The following is a 17274-nucleotide window of genomic DNA, read 5'->3' as shown; positions in this document are numbered from 1 at the left end:
ATTAAAGCCGATAAAAGCCCTAAATATTGACAGCTTTAAAGCATTGTTAGGTGAACGCGATGCAACTTCGCCGTACCGGAAGCAGCATGTGACTTCAGCAGCAACAGATGCGCCATGATCGACGGCGCAGGATCAAGCGGTAGGATACCGCACCGGGATAATCGAACCTATTCCGTTGCGAGGCCTGATGAAGAACCTGCGAATTTCGACCCAGCTGATGATGCTGGTTACCGGCCTGATGATCGCCTTTGCTGGCGTCACCTACTATCAAATCCAGAGTTCCGCGGCAGCCATCTACCACGAGCGCTATGCACTGCTGCGCACGCAGGTCGAGTCCGGGCTGTCCATTCTCCAGCAATATTACGATCGCGAAAAAGCCGGTACTCTGACGCACGAGCAGGCGCAGACGCAGGCATTCGACGAGCTCTCCCATATCCGTTTCGAACCGGATGGGTACCTCTTTGGCTATGACGACGACGTCGTCCTGAAAATCCACTACGATCCTTCCAAGGTCGGGCTGAGCAACAAGGGCAAGCCGGATCCGAAAGGCAACATGTACCGCGACGAACTCGTCAAGGTCGGAAAGGCCGGCGGTGGCGTCGTCGATTTCTACGGGCCCAAGCCACAACAGCCTGCCGATGCGTTCTTCCGCAAGAGCGCCTATGCCAAGGTGTTCACGCCGTGGCACATCACGCTTGCGACCGGCGTCTACATGGACGACCTGGAAGCACAGGTACGGGCGACGATCTGGCAAACGCTGCTGGTCGGCCTCGTCGTCTTCGTGATCGCCATCGCAGCGGCACTTTATGTGATCCGCAGCATCTCCGGGCCACTGGCCGATGTACGCGGCGCACTGAATGCCGTCGCGGACGAAGACGTTACCCTTACGATCCCGCACACCGGCCTGCACAACGAAGTCGGCATGATGGCGAAGGCGACACAATCGCTGCAGCAGAAGATCCGCGAGCGGCATGCACTGGCCGAACTTCAGGAAGCCCAGGAACGACAGATCAGTGCCGAGCGTCAGGAGAACGTTCGCCATCAGCAGGACCAGGCCGACTTGCAGGCACGCGTCGTTGCGACCATCGGCGAATCGCTCGAACAACTGGCGAAGGGCGACCTGACCATCCGCTGCGGCGACCTCGGCACCAGCTATGCCGGACTGCGCAACAACTTCAACGAAGCCCTGTCGCATCTGGAGGCGGCAATGAGCCGCGTCAACTCCAAGGGCAACGACATCGGCGTCTCGAAGGAAGAGATCCGCCGCGCCTCCAACGAACTGTCGCAGCGCACCGAACGCCAGGCCGCCAGCCTCGAGGAAACATCGGCGGCTCTCGATGAGCTCACCGTTGCCGTCCGCCAGACAGCGGAAGGCGCCCATGAGGCCAGCAAGCGCGTCGACACCATCAGCGTCGAGGCCTCGCGCAGCGATGGCGTCGTGGCACAGGCGATCGGCGCCATGAGCGGCATCGAACAGTCGTCCACGGAGATCGGCAAGATCATCGGCGTCATCGACGAGATCGCCTTCCAGACGAACCTGCTGGCGCTCAATGCCGGTGTTGAGGCTGCACGCGCCGGTGAAGCCGGCAAGGGCTTTGCCGTGGTCGCCCAGGAGGTCCGCGAACTGGCGCAACGCTCAGCAGCGGCCGCCAAGGAAATCAAGGAGCAGATCGCCCGGTCCTCGACGCAGGTCGAGCACGGCGTGCGCCTGGTCGGCGACGCCGGCGAGGCGCTGAAGCGCATCTCCGGCCAGATCAAGGCGGCCAACGAGATCGTCTCGAAGATCGCCCACAGCGCCTCCGAACAGGATACGACGCTGCGCTCCATTTCAACGGCCATGAACCAGCTCGACGCCGCCACCCAGCAGAACGCAGCCATGGCGGAAGAAACCACGGCTTCGGCCGAAACGCTGGCCAGCGACACCGAGGAGCTGCTCGACCTGATCCGCGGCTTCCGCATCTCCGATGGCCGCCCCACCATGCAGCAGGCCCGCCGCGCTGCCTGATGCCCGGAAAAATCGACGATCTTTCCACAACCGCCGGAGCGATCCGGCGGTTTTTGCCTGCGGTGGACCTGTCGCGCACATCACGTTATCGGCAGTTGACTTGGCAGCACCGCCGCCGCGATATGGGGTTATCGGATGCGACAGCCGCAGATGAGCGAAAGGTAGCGACATGAGCAGTGCATGGCCTGAAATCACCCTGGTGCGGCACGGCGAGACGGCGTGGAGCCTTTCCGGAAAGCATACGGGCCGGTCCGACATTCCGCTGACCGCAGCAGGCGAAGCAGCGGCCGTGAAACTGGCCGACCGGCTGCAGGGCCAGCATTTCGACGCCGTCTGGTCGAGCCCGTCCATGCGCGCATCGAACACCTGCGCCCTCGCCGGTTTTGGTGACCGGCGGGAGATCAAGGCGGACCTGGCGGAATGGGACTACGGTGCCTATGAAGGGGTGACGACGAAGGACATCCTGAAGACAAGTCCGGACTGGCATCTGTTTCGCGATGGCGCCCCTGAGGGCGAAGCTGCCGCCGATGTCGGTGCGCGGGCAGACAGCATCATTGCCGCATTGCGGGCGCGAAACGACCGCGTGCTGATCTTTTCCAGCGCCCATTTCCTGCGTGTGCTCAGCGCCCGCTGGATCGGCCTGCCGCCAGAAGGCGGCGCGCTGCTGGTTCTCGACACGGCGAGCATCAGCGTGCTCGGATACGAGCACGACCTCGGGGAGCCAGTCATCCGCCGCTGGAACCAGACGCAAATTTTTATGTACTGATCGGCGGCTCACCGGGGCCGCCGATAGTTAATCTAGCCGGATATCTTTGAGAAATCGGTAACCGTGCCAGTGGCTTCGCGGATCAGGCGAAGCAGCGCCAGGCGGTTGCCACGCACGGCAACGTCCTCGTCGTTGACCAGGACATCCGTGAAGAACCGGTCGACGGGCAGGCGCAGCGTCGACAATGCCGTCATCGCCGAGCGGAAGTCCTCCGTGGCGATAGCGGAAGACGCCTCCCCGGAGGCCTTGGCGACGGCCGAAAACAGATCCTTCTCGGCATCGAGCGTCAACAAAGCCGGGGTCACGGCATCGGCGACGACGGTACCCTTCTTCTCCTCGGCCGCTAGCAGCTGAGTTGCGCGCTTGGTGCCGGCAAGCAGGTTCTTGCCGTCTTCCGAGGTGATAAAGAAGGTCAGGGCCTCGACGCGGCGGGCCACCATCAGCAGGTCGTCCGTCTCCGGCGTCAGCACCGCATCGATCAGGTCGTAGCGGGCGCCCTGATCGCGCAGGTAGACTTTCAGCCGGTCATGGAAGAACGACAGCAGGTCGCGCTCGCGCGCCAGCATCTGCTCGCCGTTCGCATGGCCGAACTTCATCAGTCCGTCCGGATGCTCCTGCATCTGCTGGCGGAGGCCGGCCATTTCGACGGATTCGTCGACTATCGCCATATGGTCGCTGAGATAGCGCATGATCGGCAGGCGGATGCGCTGTTCGAGCACGATACGCACGACGCCGAGCGCTGCGCGACGGAGGGCGTAGGGATCCTTGGAGCCAGTCGGCTTCTCGTCGATCGCCCAGAACCCGACGAGCGTGTCGAGCTTGTCGGCTAGCGCCACGGTCAGTCCGACCTTGTCATGCGGCAACCGGTCAGACGGGCCGTTCGGCTTCCAGTGATCTTCGATGGCAGCAGCGACAGACGGGTCCTCGCCCTGGAGAGCCGCATATTTCCGGCCCATCAGCCCCTGCAACTCCGGGAATTCGCCAACGGCTTCAGTGCGCAGGTCGGCCTTCGCCAGCACGACGGCGCGGTCTACGAGGCCTGCATCGGCACCGGTCACCGCTGCCAGTGCTGCAGCGAGCTTGCGGATGCGCGCAACGCGCTCGCCCTGGCTACCGAGCTTGGCGTGGAAGGTGACGTTGAGGGCATCGAGCTTGGCCATGCGCTGGTCGAGCGGCTTGCCAAGGTCCAGGTTGAATTTTGCGGCCGACGCCTGCAGCGTGTCGAGGTCGGGAAGATCGCCCTGGTCGCGCTTCCAGAAGTGCAGCGCGTCGGATAGCCGGGCGCGCACGACCTTGCCGTTGCCGTGGATGATTTCCGCGCCACTGTCACTGGCCTCGATATTGGCGATCAGCACGAACTTGTTGGAAAGCGTCTCGCTGCCGTGGGGACGGGTGACGAAGCACTTCTGGTTGGTTTTGATCGTCAGGCGGATGATTTCGGAGGGGATCGTCAGGTAATCCGCCTCGAACTCGCCCATCAGCACCTGCGGCCATTCGACGAGGCCGGAAACCTCCTCGAGCAGGGCTGGATCGTCGACCAGTTCCAGTCCGCTGGCAAAGGCCAGGTTTGCTGCATCGGCAGCGATGATTTCCTTGCGGCGCTCGGCGTCGAGGATGACCTTGGCTCTCTCCAGGCCGGCAACATAGTCGTCGAAGCGCTTGACGGTGATCGCTGCGGGCGCGTGGAAACGGTGGCCATAGGTGACGTCGGAGGCGACGATACCGTCGATCTCGAAGGGAATGACGACAGTGCCTTCGTGCTCGGTACCGAAGGTGCAGACAATCGACTGCAGCGGGCGGACCCAGCGCAGCGAGCCCGGCTTTGCGGAAGCGGCACCCCAGCGCATCGTGTTCGACCACGGAAAGCTGCGGATGATGCCGGGCATGACATCGGCAATGATCTCCTCGGCAGCGCGACCGGGTTTGGCGATGATGGCGACGTAGAACTCGCCCTTCTTGGGATCGCTCTGGATCTGCGCCTCGTCGATGGACGACAGCCCTGCGGCGCGCAGAAAACCTTCGATCGCCTGGGCGTTGGCATCGCGACGGGGGCCCTTGCGCTCCTCGCGGACATCGGCGGAACGCGCGGTCAGTCCGCGAATATCGAGTGTCAGGCGCCGGGGAGTCCAGTATTCCCGCGCACCCTCGTAGGACAGGCCCGCATCGACCAGGGCGTCGGTGACAAGCTTCTTCAGGTCTCCCGCGGCCTTGCGCTGCATGCGGGCTGGAATTTCCTCGGAGCGAAGTTCAAGCAGGAGATCGGGCATGTCAATATTCCTCACCCTCCCCGAGAGGTGGAGGGTCGGCACTCAGTGCCGGGGTGGGGTGAAAACGGTCGGCTTCTGCTAGCAAAATTTGTCGCTGCTGCACAATGGCAAATATGGTGTCGAGGACCGCGTCAAGCTCGGAGAGGACATCGGCATTCCAAAATCGGATAACTTGATAACCTTGGCTTTCGAGGAAACTCGTCCGTTCGAGATCGTAGCGCCCGGCGGCGGCTTCAGCATGCTGGCTGCCGTCCAGCTCGATGATCAGACCGATCTGATGACAGGCAAAATCCGCAAAGTACTTACCGATAGGGACCTGCCGTCTGACATGCGTACCCTCAATGGGGATGCGCCAGAGATGGCGCCATAACTTTACCTCCGCATCCGTGGCATCAGCGCGGAGCCGACGGCTGTTGGCCACCTTAAAACGGCTCAGCTGTGAAGGCTTTTTTGGCATGCTTGGCTCCCTTTGACGCGCTGCACGGCGAGCTTGCAAATGGCACACCCTCCCCTTGAGGGGGAGGGTCGGCGCGAAGCGACGGGGCGGGGTGATCCGCCTCACAAACGGGTATGGCCCCTGGTTTCAACAACCATCACCCCCACCCGCGGCTTCGCCGCGACCTCCCCCCTCAAGGGGGAGGTAAATACTGCCACTTACCGCGCGCCCTCAACTCACCAGCCGCCGCCGCCTCCACCGCCGCCGCCACCTCCGGATGAGCTGCCACCGCCGCTGCTGGAGAAGGCGCTGTCGGAGGTGGAGACGGGAGCCGGGATCGTCGAGGCTATGGTCGAGGCCATCGATGAGGAGAAGCCGCCGATGCGGTCCGAGAAACTGTCGGCACCGAAGCTGCCGCCGTACCAGCCTGGCGCGTAAGCAACGCCGCCGATGGCGGCTGCGGCAAACCAGCTCTCGAAGCTTTTAGTCCAGGGCTTTTCGACGCCGAGCGCCACCGCATAGGGGAGCAGCGTTTCGAAATGCTTCGGCGACATGGTCGGAGCGCCCTGCATGTTCATCCGGTCCTTTTCGGCGAGCGTCAGGTACTGCCGGAGCCCGGCGATGCCATCCATCACCCTGGCGCCGAGGGCAGTCGGCGCGCCCATCAGGAAGAAGAAGACGCAATTGGCAGCGAAGATGCCGATGATCGCGACCGTCAGCGGCAGGTCGCCGACGATGGCGGGCGACGAGGTCTGCGCAGCGAAGAGGATGGCGACGACAGAGACGGCGACAAAGGCGATGAAGGCAAAGACCAGTACCGCGAAGACCTTGCGCACCGTGCCTGCATTGGGACGGAACGACCTTCCAATGAAGGCGGCGACCGCGACGCCGAAAACCGACAGCATGCCGGGCACGATGATCAGCGGCATTGCATTTTCGTGCAGCCGGCCGAAAACGACGATGCAGACGAACACCACCAGCGACAGCACGATGCCACCGAACGTGTAGAGCGCGTTGCTCTTGTAGTAAGCGTCGCGATGTTCCTTCTCGATCGCGTCGCGGAACGCCTCGCCGGTTGCCTGAACCTTTTCGCCGTGGGCCTTGTCGATGACCAGCGCGTCGTCCTTGCCGCCAATCGCGTTCAGCAACGTCTGCTCGCCGGCATCGAGCTTGCCGGCTGCAGTTTTGGCCGTGCGGCGGATGACGATGCTGCTGTCAAGATCTTCCAGCACGACGTAGCCGTTGACGGCGAGATTGAGCGCGGCGGAGGACAGTGCGGTCCAGCCGCCGGAGGAAAAGCCGCGATTGTCTATATAGTTGACCAAGGCTGGCGAGGTTCCTTCAGGCGCATCCCAGCGGGGTACGACGACACCGCGGTCGGGGTCGCGGCCAACCTTGACCCAGCTGCGTCCATAGTACGCCAGCACCAGCAACAGGCCGATACCGGCGATGATGAGGTCGCTGTTGTCGCGCAGGAACCAGGCGCGCTGCTGGTCGACGCTCGGAGCATCGACGGCGCCCTTTGCCAGCTTGATGGCGATCGTCAGGCCTTCCTTTGGGGCCAACGGCCGGGTGGTCTCGAAAACGACATCGCTGCCGTCCTCGCTGACCCGGGCATTCCTGCCCTTTGATCCAAGCGGCCCGGTGGCAAAATCGAGACCCTGCGGCCTGACACCTTCGGGCAGCATGACCGTTGCCGACGCCTGTTGGATCGGGAACACCCATCCGGTACCGGTGACGTTCCAGTACAGCTCGTCGTAGTCGTCGAAATAGCGGGTCTGGCGGTTGGTCTTGTAGGTGAGCTGAAATTCATGGCGTCCGGGGCTGAGGGTGACGTCGGCAGACCCGATATAAATGCGGATGCCGCCTTCGATACTCTCGCTGCGCCATTGCTCAGGGCTGCCATCGCGGCTAACCGATTGAACCGTAAGATCGACGGTCGCTGTCCTGCCGTACGCATCCTGGAACGTCAGCGGGAAATCGCGGAAAATGCCATGGCGGATATCGCGACCCTCGGCATTGACGCCGATTGTCTCGGTCACCTGCATCGAGGCGTCCTTGTCGAGGATGATGGCCTGCTGGAAGGCGGTGATGACCTCCTGCGCCGATGCAGCCCCGGTAACGAGCAGCCCAAGACACAGCAGACAAAGACGTGCGGCAATCCGTATCACGATGCGTTCCCCCGAACCCAGTGTAGCGCGCGCCGCGAAACGGTTTCGCTAGCTGGCGTCGTCCGTATAAGTCACCCCCAGCGATGCCAGCACCTGCCAGTAATCAGGGAATGTCTTGGCAACGCAATCGGGATCCAGAATGGTAATCCCGTCGATAACAAGACCAGCCAGCGCAAAGCTCATCGCAATGCGGTGATCGGCAAAGGTATCGATTTCCGCTTCCAGACGCTGTCCGGCGAGGCTCGGATCGGCAGCAACGATCAGGTCGTCGCCCTCCTCCGTCGCCAGCCCTTCGCGGATGGCGTTCAGGCCGGTCGACAGGGCGCGGATACGGTCGCATTCCTTGACGCGCAGGTTGGCGATACCGACGAACCGGACCGGAGTTTCGTTGAACGCGGCCAGCACGGCGATGGTCGGGATGGCGTCCTGCATTTGCGATCCGTCGATGACACCAGGCATATGCGGAAAGGCCGAAATCACCGCATGGGCCTTGGCATCCGGCTGGGTAAATGCGTCTGCCGGCGTGCCGATGTCGATGGCCCCGCCGCTGAGCACTTCGGCACCCCAGAGATAGGTGGCCGCCGATGCATCTGGCTCGATGTGGAAATCGGTTGCCGTGTAGCCGGTCGGTTGAATGGTCCAGGAGACGCCGTCGCGCTGCTCTACCTTCGCTCCGTAAGCCTGCATGACATCCAGGGTCAGGTCCACATAGCCGCGCGCGCCGATGTCTGCACCTGCAAGGGTTACGGTGACGGGCTGGTTTGCGCCCGGCGATGCCAGAGGTGCAGCCATCAACAATGCCGAGACATATTGGCTGGAAAGGCCGGCATCGACTTCCACCCGGCCAGAGCCGAAATGGCCGTTGCCACGCACTGTCACAGGCGGGCATCCGGTCGGGGCTTCAACATCGATGCCGAGCGATTTCAATGCTGTGACCAGCGGTCCTATAGGCCGTTTACGCATATGCTGGTCGCCATCGACGACCACGGTTCCAGCAACGCTTGCCACAGCCGCCGTCAGGAAGCGCGTCGCAGTGCCGGCATTTCCAAGAAACAAGGGCTTTTCGGGCGCAGACCACACACCCGTGCCGGTGACGATGAAAGTCGTGCTATCCGGTTCCTCGACGCTGACGCCCATGGCGCGCAGCGCATCGGCCATGTATCGGGTATCATCGCTTTTCAACGCGCCGGTCAGCCGGCTGGTGCCCTTGGCGAGGCCGGCCAACAGCAGCGCACGATTGGTAATGGACTTCGATCCGGGCGGCACGGCGCGACCGGTGAGCGGCTTGCCCGGCGGAATAATCGTGAGTTTTGCTCTGCCCATCGTCAATCTCTTCCATCTGCCAACGAAACGGTAACCCGGCAACAGGTTCTATCGCCTCCATATCCGTCGCAAAACCATTCCGAAAGGGGAAAGATCTAGAATTTCACGGATGGAACGGCGCGATCGGCTTCATTGGTGACCTCGAAATAGGGACGCTTGGCAAAACCGAACGGGCCGGCAACGAGATTGTTCGGAAAGCTCTCGACCTTGACGTTCAGATCGCGGGCAGCGCCGTTGTAATAGCGCCGCGCCATCTGCAACTCGCTCTCCATCGTTTCCAGCGAGGCCTGCAGCTCGGAGAAATTCTGGTTGGCCTTGAGGTCCGGATAGGCTTCGGCCAGCGCCATGACCCGGCCGAGAGCTTGCCCGAGCAGCCCTTCGGCGACACCGCGAGCGGCGACATCGCCTGATGGCACGGCCTGCGCCTGGTTACGCAGGGAGACCACCTCCTCCAGCGTCGATTTTTCGTGGGTGGCATAGTCCTTCACGGTTTCGATCAGGTTGGGGATCAGGTCGGCGCGGCGCTTCAGCTGCACGTCGATGCCGGACCAGGCTTCTTCGGCCACCTGCCGGGCACGCACCAGACCGTTGTAGACAAAGATCACATAGATCGCGGCCAGCACAGCCACGCCCAGAATAATGTACATCGTCAAGCCCCCAGAACGACAGAGAAGTGCGCCGGACCCTATGCGTTCCCGGCGCCGATGTCATGCGTCATTTCAGTGTCGATCTACGAGCGGTTCAGGCCGCCTGCATGACGTTGGCCCCGCCAGCATCGGTCAGCAGGAAGGCCTCGCCGCAAGCCTTGGCGAGCGTTCTCACACGCAGGATGTAGCTCTGGCGCTCGGTGACCGAGATCACGCCGCGCGCATCGAGCAGATTGAAGACGTGGCTGGCCTTGATGCACTGGTCATAGGCCGGGAAGACGCATTTGTGCAGGACCCGTTTGTCGCCCTCGCCCGGCGCGCCTGATGCCAGAAGCGCCAGGCACTCCTTCTCTGCGTCGATGAAGTGGCGATGCAGCATCTCGGTGTTGGCGAACTCGAAATTGTGGCGCGAATACTCCTGCTCCGCCTGCAGGAAGACGTCTCCATAGGAGATCTTCTCGTCGCCCTCGCGGCCGTTGAAATTGAGGTCGTAGACGTTATCGACGCCCTGCACATACATGGCCAGCCGCTCGAGACCGTAGGTCAGTTCGCCGGCGACGGGTGCGCATTCGATGCCGCAAATCTGCTGGAAGTACGTGAACTGCGAGACTTCCATGCCATCGCACCAGCACTCCCAGCCGAGACCCCAGGCGCCCAGCGTCGGGCTTTCCCAATCGTCCTCGACGAAGCGGATGTCGTGCAGCAGCGGATCGAGACCGATGGCGGCCAGCGAGCCGAGATACAATTCCTGCAGGTTCGGCGGGTTCGGCTTGAGGATCACCTGATACTGGTAATAGTGCTGCAGGCGATTGGGGTTTTCGCCGTATCGGCCATCGGACGGGCGGCGCGACGGCTGCACATAGGCTGCCTTCCAAGGCTTCGGACCGAGCGCGCGCAACGTCGTCGCGGGATGGAAGGTACCGGCGCCGACTTCCATGTCATAGGGCTGCAGGACCGCACAACCCTTATCCGCCCAATAGGCATGCAACGTCAGGATCAGCGCCTGGAACGAGCGCTTCGGGTTCATGTGATCGGGAATGGCTGCAGCCGTCATGATGGGGATCCGAATTGCGGTAAGAAGCGCGACTGGTGCCATGGGAGGGGACAGGGGTCAAGATAACAAGTATAGAGAAACACCGGCTTCATCGGAGAAGGACAATGAACGTCAAGACAGAGATTACCCTTACCGAAGACTATTTGCGCTATGCGGAACGACTGGTCGAGGAGGGTATCTATCCGTCGATCTCGAGCGTGGTGGAAGCTGGCATTGCCCGGATGATGCTTCAAAATGAAACTTCCGCCGAAGATCCTGTGGGACTGACAGATGAAATCCGGCGACGGATGGCCTTGCCTGTCGGTGACTGGTTACCGTGGGACGGCGCTGACATGGCCGAGCGCGTGAAGAAAAAGCTGAGCGCGCAACACAACATGTAAGGCCATCCATGCGCTATACGATCCGTAGGCACCCGGCGGTCGAAGACGATCTTTTTGAGACCGTTTCGATGATTTCGGACTATGCCGGCATTGCAGTCGGACTGGCAAAGACAGATGAAATCGTGAATTTCATTGCGTCGCTCGCAGACTTTCCGAAAATCGGCACCGTGCGTGACGAAATCTATCCCGGGTTACGCGCTATACCGGCCTCTGAAAAAGCAGTTGTTTGTTTCACCGTCGACGACCCAACACGCACTATCCTAATAGTCTGCATCAGCTATGCAGGAGCCGATTGGGTTTCGCGGGTCCGGCATCGGCGCTAGCGATGCACTCGCGGTGCAGCTAGCCTGGTCAATCATTTGGCACTGCACGCATTTCGCAGGTTTGATCCGGAACTAGCATCCCGCGACCCGCTATTCCTCGTCCCTCTTCAGCCGGTATTCGCCCGTCAACGGATCCTTGACGAGCGTGCCCATGGCGCCGGTGCTGCGCTCGCGCTCCTGGCGCTGCGACTGCTGTTGCAGCCGCTGCGCCGCGTTGATGAAGCGCTTGTAGATCAGCCAGCAGACGCTGCCGATAACGATGATGAAAATGAGCTGCGCCATGCCGGGGCTGTTCCGTTGTTATAATCCGTATCGGCCCCATAGTGCCTTTTCTTCTGCGGCTTCCGCAAGCCCGGATGCAAGACCTGCGGCAATGCTGTCAAGGCCGGGCAAGGCGATGCTTGGCGCCTTTCTTCCGAACAGGCCGCGCGACGACGAGACGAGCTCGATTTTCGTCTTTTCGCCATAGCGTTTCTTCAGCTCCTGGCGCATTTCGCCGAGGCCGTCGATGAGGCCGAGCTCCAGTCCCCTTGTTCCCGTCCAGAACAGGCCGGAGAAGATCGTATCATCGTCCGCCTTTATCAGGCCGGCGCGGCGCTCGCGGACCATGTCGATGAAAATCGTGTGGATCTCGAGCTGCAGGCTCTTGAGATAGTCGATGTCCTTCTCCTTTTCCGGCTGGAAAGGATCGAGGATCACCTTGTTGCTGCCGGCGGTGTAGACACGCCGCTCGACGCCGATCTTCTTCAACAGTTCGGGAAAACCGAAGCCGCCGGAGACAACGCCGATAGATCCGACGATCGATGTCGGGTCGGCGATGATCTCGTCGCCGGCGAGCGCAATCATGTAGCCGCCGGAAGCAGCCACATCCTCGACGAACACGAGCACCTTCTTCTTCTTCTCGACCGCGAGGTCGCGGATGCGATTGTAGACCATGCGCGACTGGACGGGCGAGCCACCCGGCGAGTTGATGACGATGGCAACCGCAGGTGATGCCTTCATCGAAAACGCCTTGTCGAGAGCGTGGCCGACACTGGCCAGATTGAGGGCTGGCCGGAAAGGGCTGCCACCTGCCATGATCGTGCCGCTGAGGCGAACAACGGGGATCACCGTCCCCTCCTTGCGAAATCGCTTCGGCAGCAGTCGTCTCAGCAGTCCAGCCATCGTCAAACCCTTGTTTTGGTCCCGTTCAAGTCACAAGCATGTATGAATTGAAACGGCAAACACAATGGCTGACGGGACGAAAGCGGGGGAAGAGCGCAGCGCGCCCTGATTTGCAGGGTGACTGGCTGCAGATTTGTGGCGTTCTGCGCAAGCGGTGGAGCAATCAGATTACGGAGCGGATCAAGGATGGCATTTGGAGCTGTCTGCACTCGTCTCGGGAGATCCGATCTGTCTGGCGCCTGTCGTCACGATGGCTGTAAAGTCGTTCTGCGCTGCATAGATAAGGCGCTCCAGATCGGCGTAGGCGGAAGGTTCGAGCTCTCTCGCCTTCAGGACAAGTTGACGTTGGACGACCAGGCAATCTTCCTGGCGTTGGTAGATCGCCTTGTAAGACCCAACTTCGTTGCTGATATCGACATCCCTGGGCGCAGTAGCAATCCTGAAAGAGGCGGGCATGGCGACGCTATAAGCCCAGTTGAGATCACGAACGGGCAACTCCATGGGCGTAAAACGCCTGCCCTTCCGGTCGAGAAACGATCGCAGCTCATCGATCGGATCGAACAGGGGCGGCGATGGCAACACGAACGCACCGCCCGCCGGGTCTATTCCATGGGGACTATGCCAGTCCATCGTCAGTTTGAAAGGATGATCCATGTCCTCCGGCCCGCTCGTCACAAGCCGGCCAAAGCCGCCTTCGGGCGTGTTTCGGAGCTTGCGGTCGATCCGGCGGTTGTTTTCATCGGGGTTTTGCAGGGCCGAGCGGAGCGACATTTCGATGCTTGGTGACATCGTCGCGGTCGCCTGGCCGAGGATGGTTCCGTCGTCGTTGATGCGTATGGAGCCTTTGGTGACGAATTGCTCGGTTTCAGGCGTCATCTCAGGCGTGCGACGAACCTCGGAATGCTCGCCAGCGACAATGGCGAGCTTGCCGCTCAGTCCCTGATCGAGGACACCAAACGGGGTGAAGGGGCTGGTCGGGTTGGCGAAGACATCGAAGTCGGGCAGATAAATTATCGCGTGATTGATCTCGTAGGGCGACCAGAGCGGAAGCGGTCTGGCCCGATTGCTCCAGTCGATGAGTGCCGGCTGGGAGCGGATGCCTTCTGCAGAAAGAAGGGCTTGCATCAACGTAACGTGGTCTTTGCAATCGCCATAACCGTTTTTCAAGATGGTCGCTGCGTCATGCGATTCGTAGCCGTCGTCATCGCTCATGTAAACGGCGAGATAGCGGATGTTCTTGGCGCACCAGTCATAGATGGCGCGTGCTGCGTCGAGCCCCCTGCGATCTCCGACGATACTCTTGGCGAGCGCGTCGATCTCTGCCGTGACAACCGGCTTGCCCTTGTTGACGCGGTAGTAGATGTCGCCGGCTTCGTTGTAACTGCGCAGCGAGGTGCCGAGAAACAGCGGCTCGAACTCCACGAGGGAGGCCATATGCTGCTCTTTGTCACCGGCCGAGACGTTCCGCAGGCTGGCGTCGGCGACGATATGACGAATGCCGTTCGCCGTCGTGTCGGAGACTGCGAAACCACCCTGGCTGGCGATGGTGAAGGGAAGTGTGGCAGGCATGTCGATGACCACCTGCTCGTTGGCGTCTCGAAACGGGTCGAGCCATGCCGCCGGGTTGAAGCCCATCAGGGACGGTTTGGAGACGACTTCCTCGATCTCGTAGTGAACATGGCTGCCGGTCGTCACCGCAGGCATGACAACCGTTGTCGTCAGCGAGGATACGAAGCCCGGCGCGTCGCGCGAGGCGGCACTTGGACGGGTGAATATGGCATCCGGTGCCGGTTCGTGACGAACGCCGTTGGGTCCATCGACCCACCCTTTTATAAAACGAAACGACGTTCTGGCAGGGTCATATGTCATTGCAAACTGCGACAGATCCTTGATCTGCGCTTGCTTTTGCACGAAGTCGTCGATGACCATCGTAAACTTGTATGTATAATCCGACGCGACTTTGTAATGAATGCTTTCAACCCTTTCAATGGGTTGGTCGGCATGACTTTCTCGGGCGAGGACTAGAATACTCGCTGCGCACAGAAGCGTTTGGACGGCAAGATTTGCCAAGGTGCATGAGCGCGACGACCGGGAAGGCAAATCGTTTTTCATTGCAATCACCTTCGTGGACGACGAGTGGGCAGGCGGCATGCCACAAGCATCACCCCGATATTAGGCGAAAATGAAATCAGGCTGAAGGTAGCGCAAGTGCCTCCTACTCCCGTGGCGAAGTAGGTAGCGCGGTCCGGACTTAGGCGATTGATCCGTAACTTTTACGCGCCCCAGCCTTATCAGCTGGCCGCCAGCGCGCGGGTGGTGGAGTGGTTTGGGTGGAGGGCTGCGTTGAGGGCGTATTGGCTGAAGCGTGCGATGTCGGCTTTGAGGAGGGATGCGGCGCTCTCGGCAGCGACTTCAGTGTGATCGATGCATCGCGCTTTGCCGGTTGCCACGACTTGCTTTGGCGGGTCTTGGAAGGACACTGGGAATGTTGCGAGGCCGCGGCGGATCAGTTGGCCGGAAATCTCCAGATGCACGCGTGGACTGATGCTGTCGTGGCTGGCGAGGAAAACTGCACGGCGCAGAGGTTGCGAGCGGTGGGAGGAGAGTATGTCGAGGAGCTCGATTGTCCTTACGAACGGAGCGGCGTCCGGCTGATGGGGGAGGAAGGGAATGAGCACGAGATCCGCCATGGCAAAGGCGATCGCGGCGATCTGGTCCCCGGCACCGGAGAGGTCGATGACAAGATGTTCATGGGTTCGGGCGAGGGCTCTGGTCTCCTCGATGAACTGCCTTCCGCAAACCGGATTTCGCACCGATGTGTCGCGCGGAAATTGCAGGTGGGTTTCCAGAGCAAACCGTTCCAGGCAGTCGTAAAGTGCGGCACCAAACCCCTCGTTCAATAGTTCGTTCGCTACGGCAGCGGCAGCGCGCCCTCCGATTTCCGACCGGCTATTTGCAAAGCAGATGATTGCCAAAGATGCCCCTTCCCGGCCAACCCTTGCGAACATGGGGCGCAGGGGTCAAGGACGCGTCTTCATGACTGTTTGATGACGAATATATGACGTATAAATTATTAACAATAAATATAAACATCTTGCCCATAGCTGAATACCGACACGATTTATGGCCTTGTAGCGCTGTTATCCGGCGTTATCGCACCACGCGCCGCGCCCACCGAAGCCGATGCGCGCGCTATCCCTCCGCCCCCGATCAGCCTGACCATCACATCGCTCTGCTGCCGCAAATGACCCCGCCACGGCAAATTTTCTCGTCACATAAATTTCTTGTTGCGAATGACTTGCATTATCATTCTAAACAACTAGTCTTGCATTGCAGCATACAGACGAGGACACCATGGACGCGATCAAACCGAAAACCGATGCCGGCTGGCGGCAGGACAGCCTCGACCTCAGCCTTGCCGACGTGCATGGTTCGGTGGACACCCAGAAGAGCGGATCGAAGCTGCGCCGGATGATGGCGTTTGCCGGGCCGGGCTACCTGGTGGCGGTCGGCTACATGGACCCCGGCAACTGGGCGACTTCGCTCGCGGGCGGCTCGAAATTCGGCTATGCGCTTCTCTCGGTGGCGCTTCTGTCCAACCTGATGGCCATCGTGCTGCAGGCTCTGTGCGCCCGGCTCGCCATCGCCAGCGGCCGCGACCTGGCGCAGGCCTGTCGCGATGCATTTCCGCGCTATGTCGCGGTACCGCTCTGGGCACTCGCCGAAATCGCCATCATCGCCACCGATATCGCTGAAGTCATCGGTACCGCCATCGGGCTCAACCTGATCTTCGGCATGCCGCTGGAACTGGGCGTGCTGCTGACGGCGCTCGACGTATTTCTCATTCTCTATCTGCAGCGGCTCGGTTTCCGCTGGATCGAGGCACTGATCATTACCCTGCTTGGCGTCATCGCCTGCTGCTTCGCCTTCCAGATCGCCCTTGCCGATCCGGATTGGGGCGGCGTCATCCGTGGCTTCCTGCCGACCACAGACATAGTCCGTAATCCGGAAATGTTGTACCTGGCACTCGGCATCCTCGGGGCGACCGTCATGCCGCACAATCTCTATCTGCATTCAGGCATCGTACAGACCCGCAAATACGGCAAGACCCTGCCGGAAAAGCGCGAGGCGCTGACGTTTGCAACGATAGACTCGACGGTGGCGCTGACATTTGCGCTGCTGATCAACGCTGCGATCCTCATCCTTGCCGCTGCCGCCTTCCATGCCCACGGCAAGACCGACGTGGTCGAACTCGGCGATGCGAGCTCGCTGCTGGCGCCACTGCTGGGCATGGCGATTGCGCCGACCCTGTTCGGCATTGCTCTTCTCTGCTGCGGCATCAATTCGACGGTGACCGCGACGCTGGCAGGCCAGATCGTCATGGAAGGCTTTCTGCAGATCAGGCTGAAGCCGTGGATCCGCCGGGCAGTGACGCGCGGTCTGGCCATCATCCCGGCCTCTATCGTCACCATCTGGTTCGGCGACGAGGGTACGTCGGAACTGCTGATCCTGACCCAGGTGGTGCTCAGCCTGCAGCTTTCCTTCGCCGTCTTCCCTCTGGTGATGTTTACCTCCGACAAGGCGAAGATGGGTGCCCTGGTGGCTCCGCGCTGGCTGAGTGCAATTGCCTACCTGATTGCCTTCGCCATTGCCCTTCTGAACATCAAGCTACTGGGAGACATCTTCTTCTAGTAATTCCAGCAAACGCGCTGAGCGGTTTTGCGTCCGGAAATGCGTG

Annotated in this window: 15 protein-coding genes; 5 read left to right on the top strand and 10 right to left on the bottom strand. The window is 61.1% G+C overall.

Annotated features, from left to right (window positions below):
* Nucleotides 1-187 precede the first annotated feature (187 nt).
* Together PR018_RS02005 and PR018_RS02000 are read left to right on the top strand one after the other, a co-directional pair.
* Entirely contained in the window at nt 188-2005 is a 1818-nt protein-coding gene (locus PR018_RS02005) for a methyl-accepting chemotaxis protein (RefSeq protein ID WP_142824154.1), read from the top strand.
* 169 nt (nt 2006-2174) lie between these two features.
* Nucleotides 2175-2771 (top strand): histidine phosphatase family protein, encoded by a 597-nt coding sequence (locus tag PR018_RS02000; protein ID WP_142829220.1) that lies wholly within the window; start codon nt 2175-2177, stop codon nt 2769-2771.
* A gap of 32 nt (nt 2772-2803) precedes the next feature.
* Here PR018_RS02000 and glyS read toward each other — a convergent pair whose 3' ends face one another.
* The 6 genes from glyS to PR018_RS01970 all read right to left on the bottom strand — a co-directional run bounded on the left by glyS (nt 2804) and on the right by PR018_RS01970 (nt 10669).
* Nucleotides 2804-5038 carry a glycine--tRNA ligase subunit beta gene (glyS, locus tag PR018_RS01995; protein ID WP_142829221.1) on the bottom strand — a complete coding sequence of 745 codons (2235 nt, stop codon included), beginning with the start codon at nt 5036-5038 and terminating at the stop codon, nt 2804-2806.
* A gap of 1 nt (nt 5039) precedes the next feature.
* Nucleotides 5040-5495, bottom strand: coding sequence for an endonuclease domain-containing protein (locus PR018_RS01990; protein WP_142824151.1), 456 nt, complete (start codon nt 5493-5495; stop codon nt 5040-5042).
* A gap of 215 nt (nt 5496-5710) precedes the next feature.
* Nucleotides 5711-7645: a DUF2207 domain-containing protein gene (locus tag PR018_RS01985; protein ID WP_224129853.1), complete on the bottom strand. Its 1935-nt coding sequence runs from the start codon at nt 7643-7645 to the stop codon at nt 5711-5713.
* A gap of 48 nt (nt 7646-7693) precedes the next feature.
* Entirely contained in the window at nt 7694-8968 is a 1275-nt protein-coding gene (aroA, locus tag PR018_RS01980) for a 3-phosphoshikimate 1-carboxyvinyltransferase (RefSeq protein WP_142824150.1), read from the bottom strand.
* Between the two features lie 95 nt (nt 8969-9063).
* Nucleotides 9064-9615: a LemA family protein gene (locus PR018_RS01975; protein ID WP_142829222.1), complete on the bottom strand. Its 552-nt coding sequence runs from the start codon at nt 9613-9615 to the stop codon at nt 9064-9066.
* A 94-nt stretch (nt 9616-9709) separates the two neighbouring features.
* Nucleotides 9710-10669 carry a glycine--tRNA ligase subunit alpha gene (locus PR018_RS01970; RefSeq protein WP_142824149.1) on the bottom strand — a complete coding sequence of 320 codons (960 nt, stop codon included), beginning with the start codon at nt 10667-10669 and terminating at the stop codon, nt 9710-9712.
* A 104-nt stretch (nt 10670-10773) separates the two neighbouring features.
* Between PR018_RS01970 and PR018_RS01965 the strand changes: the two genes are divergently transcribed.
* Both PR018_RS01965 and PR018_RS01960 read left to right on the top strand, forming a co-directional pair.
* A complete protein-coding gene (locus PR018_RS01965) occupies nt 10774-11049 on the top strand; it encodes a hypothetical protein (RefSeq protein WP_142824148.1) in 276 nt (91 codons plus the stop codon).
* An 8-nt stretch (nt 11050-11057) separates the two neighbouring features.
* Nucleotides 11058-11372, top strand: coding sequence for a type II toxin-antitoxin system RelE/ParE family toxin (locus PR018_RS01960; protein WP_142829223.1), 315 nt, complete (start codon nt 11058-11060; stop codon nt 11370-11372).
* A gap of 90 nt (nt 11373-11462) precedes the next feature.
* Here PR018_RS01960 and PR018_RS01955 read toward each other — a convergent pair whose 3' ends face one another.
* The 4 genes from PR018_RS01955 to PR018_RS01940 all read right to left on the bottom strand — a co-directional run bounded on the left by PR018_RS01955 (nt 11463) and on the right by PR018_RS01940 (nt 15511).
* Nucleotides 11463-11654, bottom strand: a complete 192-nt coding sequence (locus tag PR018_RS01955; RefSeq protein ID WP_142824147.1) for a hypothetical protein — start codon at nt 11652-11654, stop codon at nt 11463-11465.
* 18 nt (nt 11655-11672) lie between these two features.
* Entirely contained in the window at nt 11673-12536 is an 864-nt protein-coding gene (locus PR018_RS01950) for a S49 family peptidase (protein ID WP_142824146.1), read from the bottom strand.
* Between the two features lie 180 nt (nt 12537-12716).
* Complete coding sequence (locus tag PR018_RS01945; protein ID WP_161990940.1) at nt 12717-14465, bottom strand: DUF3857 domain-containing protein; 1749 nt, start codon at nt 14463-14465, stop codon at nt 12717-12719.
* Between the two features lie 362 nt (nt 14466-14827).
* Entirely contained in the window at nt 14828-15511 is a 684-nt protein-coding gene (locus PR018_RS01940) for a P-loop NTPase family protein (RefSeq protein ID WP_142824144.1), read from the bottom strand.
* A 379-nt stretch (nt 15512-15890) separates the two neighbouring features.
* Between PR018_RS01940 and PR018_RS01935 the strand changes: the two genes are divergently transcribed.
* Nucleotides 15891-17228 (top strand): Nramp family divalent metal transporter, encoded by a 1338-nt coding sequence (locus tag PR018_RS01935; protein ID WP_142824143.1) that lies wholly within the window; start codon nt 15891-15893, stop codon nt 17226-17228.
* The last annotated feature ends 46 nt before the right edge of the window (nt 17229-17274 follow it).

It is taken from the genome of Rhizobium rhododendri (genome assembly GCF_007000325.2).
Lineage (GTDB): Bacteria > Pseudomonadota > Alphaproteobacteria > Rhizobiales > Rhizobiaceae > Rhizobium > Rhizobium rhododendri.
This window is presented reverse-complemented; position numbering and strand designations above follow the sequence as displayed.

Coding starts and splice junctions, on each gene's coding strand:
- PR018_RS02005 (WP_142824154.1), top strand. CDS start 188: ATGAAGAACCTGCGAATTTCGACCCAGCTGATGATGCTGGTTACCGGC.
- PR018_RS02000 (WP_142829220.1), top strand. CDS start 2,175: ATGAGCAGTGCATGGCCTGAAATCACCCTGGTGCGGCACGGCGAGACG.
- glyS (WP_142829221.1), bottom strand. CDS start 5,038: ATGCCCGATCTCCTGCTTGAACTTCGCTCCGAGGAAATTCCAGCCCGC.
- PR018_RS01990 (WP_142824151.1), bottom strand. CDS start 5,495: ATGCCAAAAAAGCCTTCACAGCTGAGCCGTTTTAAGGTGGCCAACAGC.
- aroA (WP_142824150.1), bottom strand. CDS start 8,968: ATGGGCAGAGCAAAACTCACGATTATTCCGCCGGGCAAGCCGCTCACC.
- PR018_RS01975 (WP_142829222.1), bottom strand. CDS start 9,615: ATGTACATTATTCTGGGCGTGGCTGTGCTGGCCGCGATCTATGTGATC.
- PR018_RS01970 (WP_142824149.1), bottom strand. CDS start 10,669: ATGACGGCTGCAGCCATTCCCGATCACATGAACCCGAAGCGCTCGTTC.
- PR018_RS01965 (WP_142824148.1), top strand. CDS start 10,774: ATGAACGTCAAGACAGAGATTACCCTTACCGAAGACTATTTGCGCTAT.
- PR018_RS01960 (WP_142829223.1), top strand. CDS start 11,058: ATGCGCTATACGATCCGTAGGCACCCGGCGGTCGAAGACGATCTTTTT.
- PR018_RS01955 (WP_142824147.1), bottom strand. CDS start 11,654: ATGGCGCAGCTCATTTTCATCATCGTTATCGGCAGCGTCTGCTGGCTG.
- PR018_RS01950 (WP_142824146.1), bottom strand. CDS start 12,536: ATGGCTGGACTGCTGAGACGACTGCTGCCGAAGCGATTTCGCAAGGAG.
- PR018_RS01945 (WP_161990940.1), bottom strand. CDS start 14,465: ATGGTCATCGACGACTTCGTGCAAAAGCAAGCGCAGATCAAGGATCTG.
- PR018_RS01935 (WP_142824143.1), top strand. CDS start 15,891: ATGGACGCGATCAAACCGAAAACCGATGCCGGCTGGCGGCAGGACAGC.